The sequence below is a fragment of the Cryobacterium sp. Y57 genome, assembly GCF_002929505.1.
Lineage (GTDB): Bacteria > Actinomycetota > Actinomycetes > Actinomycetales > Microbacteriaceae > Cryobacterium.
In genome coordinates this window covers 317,464-323,463 of sequence record NZ_PJJL01000071.1, presented here as the reverse complement: position 1 = coordinate 323,463, position 6,000 = coordinate 317,464, and the positions used below count along the sequence as shown (strand labels likewise).

6 protein-coding genes and 1 tRNA gene are annotated in these 6,000 nt (G+C 62.8%); 4 read left to right on the top strand and 3 right to left on the bottom strand.

Features of this window, described 5'->3' with window-relative positions; all coding sequences use genetic code 11:
• Positions 1-614: 614 nt before the first annotated feature.
• Positions 615-845, top strand: a complete 231-nt coding sequence (locus tag CXY72_RS15620; protein WP_104128572.1) for a hypothetical protein — start codon at positions 615-617, stop codon at positions 843-845.
• Between the two features lie 232 nt (positions 846-1,077).
• Here the strand turns inward: CXY72_RS15620 and CXY72_RS15615 are convergent.
• A tRNA-Pro gene (locus CXY72_RS15615) sits at positions 1,078-1,154 on the bottom strand.
• A 240-nt stretch (positions 1,155-1,394) separates the two neighbouring features.
• Between CXY72_RS15615 and CXY72_RS15610 the strand changes: the two genes are divergently transcribed.
• Positions 1,395-2,135, top strand: coding sequence for a hypothetical protein (locus CXY72_RS15610; protein ID WP_104128571.1), 741 nt, complete (start codon positions 1,395-1,397; stop codon positions 2,133-2,135).
• Here CXY72_RS15610 and CXY72_RS15605 read toward each other — a convergent pair.
• Positions 2,132-3,139 (bottom strand): NYN domain-containing protein, encoded by a 1,008-nt coding sequence (locus CXY72_RS15605; protein WP_104128570.1) that lies wholly within the window; start codon positions 3,137-3,139, stop codon positions 2,132-2,134. The two genes, CXY72_RS15610 and CXY72_RS15605, sit on opposite strands and share 4 nt — an antisense overlap.
• 199 nt (positions 3,140-3,338) lie before the next feature.
• On the opposite strand from CXY72_RS15605, the gene CXY72_RS15600 reads away from it, so the two are divergent.
• Positions 3,339-4,037 carry a bifunctional 2-polyprenyl-6-hydroxyphenol methylase/3-demethylubiquinol 3-O-methyltransferase UbiG gene (locus CXY72_RS15600; RefSeq protein ID WP_104128569.1) on the top strand — a complete coding sequence of 233 codons (699 nt, stop codon included), beginning with the start codon at positions 3,339-3,341 and terminating at the stop codon, positions 4,035-4,037.
• Positions 4,038-4,186: 149 nt separating this feature from the next.
• Positions 4,187-4,948, top strand: coding sequence for an MOSC domain-containing protein (locus CXY72_RS15595; protein ID WP_104128568.1), 762 nt, complete (start codon positions 4,187-4,189; stop codon positions 4,946-4,948).
• A 67-nt stretch (positions 4,949-5,015) separates the two neighbouring features.
• Here CXY72_RS15595 and CXY72_RS15590 read toward each other — a convergent pair whose 3' ends face one another.
• Positions 5,016-5,741, bottom strand: coding sequence for an SDR family oxidoreductase (locus tag CXY72_RS15590; protein ID WP_198417308.1), 726 nt, complete (start codon positions 5,739-5,741; stop codon positions 5,016-5,018).
• Positions 5,742-6,000 lie beyond the last annotated feature (259 nt).

Here is a 6,000-nt window from a genome sequence, read left to right as displayed (position 1 = left end):
CTCGGGTATACGCCTTCAACGGACTACCGCGTCGACCGCCTCGGGCACCAAGGCGGCGACCACGGCGCCCTCTACATCGAGGGCGGCACCTACTGCCCCGCCACTCCCGATCCTCTAAAAAACGCCACCAAAGAGCTCGCGAGCGGAAGCATTGACGACAAAACCTACGAAGCACGAATTAAGGAGCGCCGGGCGTTTCGCCTGCACCAGAAAGAAAAGCCCGACAGCAAAGATCGCACCGTGCTGCGCTGCCCCGCCCTCGGCCCAAGCCCCACAGTAACCTGCCCTCTTCGCGAGATGCTCAAGACCAGGAAAATGCTGCCAGCCGTCGACGGTGAGGACCTCCCGGACTTCGCCGACAAGATCTGTGCACAGCACTCCGTGTCCTTCGACACGGCACGCAATCGCCGCACCGCCCAAGCCTTTGAATACGGCAGCAAACAATGGGACGAGTTTCACACCCACGCGCGAAACAGCATCGAATCGCTCAACAACCAGGTGAAAAGCGGCGGCACCGAATACATCGAAGCNTGAAAAGCGGCGGCACCGAATACATCGAAGCCGCCAGCCGCCGCCGCGTCCGCGGCTTCGGCGCCGCCCAAATCATCGTCACCATGCTGCTCACCAACTTCAACCTGCGCAAAATCGCCGCCTTCATCAGCGACAAGATCAAAGACGAAGCCAAGAAACAGGTCAACGGCGAACCGCCAGTCTCACTCGTCCGGCGTCGCGACCGAGAATTCCACAACCCCTACACGGACACCTACCCACCCGATGTAAAGCGACCCACCAAACCCAAACGATCACAAGCCGACGAAACCGGCGGACCACCGCGAAGAACCTAAACGGCCACACACGCCACCACTACCGCCCGAGAGGGCACGCCTCCCGCATTCCGAACAATCCGACGCGCCCCAAAACACAAAAAACCACGGGCAACACGGCCCTGGTCGACGAATCGCCAACACAACTCCACGAACACCCCGCTTAAACCAGAATCGCTCCTGAGAATCCTCAGGAGCGATTTCTTTTTGTTCCAACCGGGCCGTTTCGTGAACAGTTTCGCGAACGGCCCTTTGGTCGGGCTGACAGGATTCGAACCTGCGACCCCTTGACCCCCAGTCAAGTGCGCTACCAAGCTGCGCCACAGCCCGCCACTTCCGCAAAGCGATTTCAACATTCGAAACCTGCAGAAGACAACTGTAAGAGCTTACCGCTTTCTACGAGGACCAATGAACACAGGGGAGGACGCCGTTGAACTCAAGAATATTTGGTGTCGCCACGGCCTGGGTTCAGCGGTTGCGCCGCAAAGGGGCTGTCGATAATAACGCCCTCACGATTAGATTTACCCACTGTTCGCTTGCCAACTTTCACCATGTTGCTACTCTGAGCGCATGGCAGCCATCGCTAGTACCGTCAACCGCATGCAGACACATCGCGCCCGTCGTGTTTCGGCCCAATGGTCGCTCGTTGCAGCGGGGCTGTTTCTCGCAGCGGCCGCGCTGCAGCTTGTCGCCTCGCTGGAACGGTGGGTCGTGCTCAGCGCTTCCCGGACGAGCACCGACATCTCGATTGAAGACCACCGATTCGACTACTCCTACCCCGCAGACCCGTGGCAAAACCCCGGCACGACCGCACAATTCTTCGGCGTGAGTCTTTTGCTGCTGGCGCTGGGCATCACGGCCGTGGCGCGATCAGTCGCCCATCGCGACAACGGCCTTGAGCGGATGCTCACCGTCGCCACCGCGGCATCCTTCGGCATCACCGGCATGCACGCCCTCGTTTCGGGCCTGATCGGTGTTCCGTCTCCGCTGCAATTTCTGCCGGTGCAGGTGCTGCTGAGCTTGATCGGGTTCGCCGGTTTGATCGCCTTGAGCGTGCGCTGGCTGCTCGTGTCGTGGGCGTCATCCGTCGCGTGCCTGTTGCTGCTCGCCGTCACCTTGCCCGGCACTATCGTCGTCACCTTTCAGATCGCGCCGGCCATCGTGGGCTATCAGTCGCACGACACGACCCCCTTCACCGAGACGATCGTCGCCGTGTCGACGGCCGCGGCGGGCGTGGCGATGCTCGTGGCGGCAGGGGTGGCAGCGCGCTCTCGTCGCCGATTCGGTGCGGAGAGTCAGTTGACTCTTTAGCGTCTGCTTTCTGCCTCGGGGCGCAGCCGGATGAGCCGCTGCGGGCCATCCTCTTTCAGCTCGGCCAGCTCGCTGCGCGAGGAGAGAAAGTCGGTGAAGGACCGAAAGCCGAGCGGCTTCTCGTTGAAAGAGGGGTCCATGCGGCGCATCTGGTTCTTGATCGTGCCCGTGTTGAGCCACTCGTCGGCGTCACCCTTGGCGTGACCGATCTGCAGCGCACGCACCAGGAGCTCCGTGGCAAGCGTCTGTGGGTCAATGTCGTCGCCGACCTCAGGCTCGTCGAACTGCGCGTCCTCGATGTGCGAGAACATGGGAATCGTGGTGAATATACGAGTCTGGACAGGCGCCGGGTCGGGTGCCATCTCGGCAGTTTCTGGAGCCTTCCTGCTGGCCTTGGGCCTTCCCGTACTGGTCGTGGCGGTAGATTTGCCAATTCCGGGCAGTGAGTCGTAGTCCTCAAACTCATCGCATGCGGCCGCAAGTGATGTGCTCGTCGAGCCCGCGACACCGATGCCCACCACAAACCGACCCAGCCGCTTCGACTTCTGGGCGAGGGCGATATAGTCCGAGTCGCCGGCGATGATGATCACGTGAGTCAGGTCGGGCAGTCGAAAGAGGTCTTCGACCACGTCGACGGCCAAACGGATGTCGGCACCGTTCTTGGTTCCGCGGGTGGTCGTGGTGAACAGCTGGGTCAGGTCCACTGCTCGAGACATGAGCTGGCGCTGGTAACTCGCATTGACCGGCACCGACCAGTCGGCGTAGGCACGATTGACGACCAGGGTGCCGAACGATGCGGCAAAGTCGATGATGGCGTTGAAGTCCACCGTGGCGGAGGCGAGCCGAGCGGCGACCTCGGGGTCGGCATCCGCACTCGACTTATTGAAATCACGGATGCCGTCGCGCTGGAAAGCATTGCGCCCGTGCAGCTGCTGATAACGCGAGATGACGATGTTGTCAAAGTCGATGTAGAGGCCGACTCGCGCATCGTTCGGTTCAGTCATAGTGAGCTCCTTAGCCACAGGCGGAAGACTCAGTTGCGATCCGGTGCCTCCAGTCTGCGCCGAGCGGCGGGGGCAGGGCAACTCGGCTGGCCACTTGCACCAGCAATCGACTGCAGTGGGCGTCATATCTACCTGGTCATGATCGCTCCATAGGCCACTAAAATTTGTCGCAAACCCGTGAAAGTCGGATGCTTGAACCATGGAGCACACGAACGAGACTTCACCCGATCACGCCGAGACCGACCACGACAACGCGGAGGCGGCAAGTGCTGTTCACGCCCCTCGCGATCCCGGCGCGGTCGAGGAATTCTGGGACGCGCGCTATGCCGACATGGCACAGCTGTGGAGCGGGCATCCGAACGGGACCCTCCTGACCGAGATGCAGGATTTATCGGCCGGGCGCGCTCTGGATGTCGGCTGCGGCGAGGGAGCGGATGCCCTCTATCTGGCGGAACACGGCTGGCGCGTCACCGCGCTGGACGTGTCGCGGGTGGCGCTCGACCGGGCAGTAGCCCAGGCCGCCGTTCGCAAAGTGAAGGTGAACTGGCTACACGCCGGCCTGGTCGAAGCGGCGCTGCCGCGGGCGTCCTTTGATCTCGTCTCTGCGCAGTACCCCGCGCTGCTGCGCACCGATGAGAACGTCGCCGAGCACGCGCTGCTCGCGGCGGTCGCTCCCAATGGTGTGCTGCTCTTTGTGCATCACCCCGCCCCGACGAAGGAGGAGGCCGCGGCCCACGGTTTCCATGGCGACGACTATGTGGGCCCCGCCCAGGTCGCTGCACTGCTGGACGACAGCTGGCAGGTCGAGGTCGACGAGACCCGGCCGCGCCATGTCGCAACCGGCGCCGGGTCACATCACACCCACGACGTTGTCCTCCGGGCTCGACGACTGCGCTGATCGGCTGCAGTTAGATTGCGGCCGGCGCTCCGCAACCGCCACGCGGGCGTTGAGGTCTGAAGGACCTTTGGAAGTGCCCCAGGCAGCGCACGCGGTATGCCTCTACTGACGCGGCCCGGAAGCAGTTTGCCGTTAGGGTGATCACTATTATGCAGATTCGCGACATTGGCCTGTCGGCCCTCAAGGGCGGCCGACACACGACGCGCGACAACGTGCTGGTCGAAGCGCACGGTCCAGCGGGGGACCGACTCTTCGCGGTCGTCGACCTTGCGAACGGTCGGGTGTTGAAGACCGTTGAGCATCCGTTATTGCCCACCTGCCAAGCCCGGTGGGACGACGGGGTACTGTCGGTCGACATCGGCGGGCAGCTGGTTGCCGCGAAGCCCGAGTTGAACAGTCAAACTGTCACCCTCGACTATTGGGGTCGCGCCGTTGGCATGCACGTGGTTGACGGGCCGTGGGCTCGGGTATTCTCTCGTTTGCTCGGCAAGGATGTCGCTGTGGCACAGGTCAACGGCCCGGGCGGCGTGGTCTACGGCGACTCCGTCACCCTCGTGACGACGAGCTCGCTGCGCCGCCTCGCCGATGAGGCGGCCACGACCGTTGACGCTCGCCGGTTTCGGGCGACGTTCACAATCGACACGGGCGACGCGGCTGCACACGTGGAAGATTCCTGGGCCGGTCGTGAACTCGACCTGGGGAGCGCACGCGTGCGCGTGGGCGCCGGAATCCCGCGCTGCGCGGTCATCGATCTGGATCCCGACACCGGCGCTCGCGGCACGAACCTGCTGAAGACCCTCACCCGCTACCGACTGAACGGGAGCGACATTCCATTCGGCGTCTACGCGCAGGTTATTCGCCCGGGACGCGTCAACCGCGGGGACCCGGTGCGATTACTCGCCGGTAGCTGACAGGAGGGCGGGCTGATATCGACTCTGTCCGCAGGTGATTCGGTGCCGGCCGCCAAGCGGCAGCAGGTCAGGGAGCGATCTGCTTGACCGGGCGCATCAGAATCTCCTGGATGAGCACATTGGCCGGCTGCGCAAAAGCGAAGACGAGGGCTTGGGCTACGTCTTCGGACTGCATCGCTTCCAGCTGGGTGCGGCGGGTCAGGAGCGCGTCGCTGACGTTCTCGCCGAACTCGGTCCAGACGGCGCCCGGTTCAAGGACCGAGACGCGGATTCCCTCTTCGCCCAGTTCCTTGCGCAGGGCATCGTGAAAACCGACGACGGCATACTTCGTTGCGCTGTAGACCGACCAGGTGGCTGCGCCGTAGCGGCCACCGACGCTCGAAACGGAGCAGATCATGGCGCCGGCCCGACCGCGCATGAGGGGAATGGCCGCCTGGGTGCAGTTCAGCACGCCATACAGGTTTACATCGATCATTGACTTCCAGTCATCCGGGTCGCTGCTCTCAAACGGTGAATTGATGCCCAGGCCGGCGTTGTTGAAGAGCAGATCCACCCCACCGAAACGGCTCTTGATGGTGGCGAACATCGATGTGACGGCGGCGGCATCCGCGACATCGACCTGCATGACTGTCGCGGAGTCTCCGAGTTCGGCGGCGAGCTCCTGCAACCGTTCCACGCGCCGGGCGACGAGGATGACGTGGGCACCTTCCTCGACGAGAAGGCGCGCTGCTGCTGCTCCAATTCCGCTCGAGGCTCCCGTGATAACAGCGATTTTGGCGGTCAGATCCTGCATTTTCATATGTGTGGCTCTCTTGCTCGGGAGGAGGCAAGAAAGGCGACCCGACGCTGATCCCTCAAATGGTGGAAACAGAAGACACGGTGCAGCTTTACACCCGACAGACGCTGGAGAACCCAGACTTGCACGAATACGCAATTGTACAGTTGATGACACCAGCGAACAGCTGTGCAATCGTGAGAGTGCGTGTGCGCTGAGGTCCTGGTCGACAACAGGCGGGCCGCCCCTTCCCACTTCGACGTGCGTTGGTTTGAGA

Coding starts and splice junctions, on each gene's coding strand:
- CXY72_RS15620 (WP_104128572.1), top strand. CDS start 615: ATGCTGCTCACCAACTTCAACCTGCGCAAAATCGCCGCCTTCATCAGC.
- CXY72_RS15610 (WP_104128571.1), top strand. CDS start 1,395: ATGGCAGCCATCGCTAGTACCGTCAACCGCATGCAGACACATCGCGCC.
- CXY72_RS15605 (WP_104128570.1), bottom strand. CDS start 3,139: ATGACTGAACCGAACGATGCGCGAGTCGGCCTCTACATCGACTTTGAC.
- CXY72_RS15600 (WP_104128569.1), top strand. CDS start 3,339: ATGGAGCACACGAACGAGACTTCACCCGATCACGCCGAGACCGACCAC.
- CXY72_RS15595 (WP_104128568.1), top strand. CDS start 4,187: ATGCAGATTCGCGACATTGGCCTGTCGGCCCTCAAGGGCGGCCGACAC.
- CXY72_RS15590 (WP_198417308.1), bottom strand. CDS start 5,741: ATGCAGGATCTGACCGCCAAAATCGCTGTTATCACGGGAGCCTCGAGC.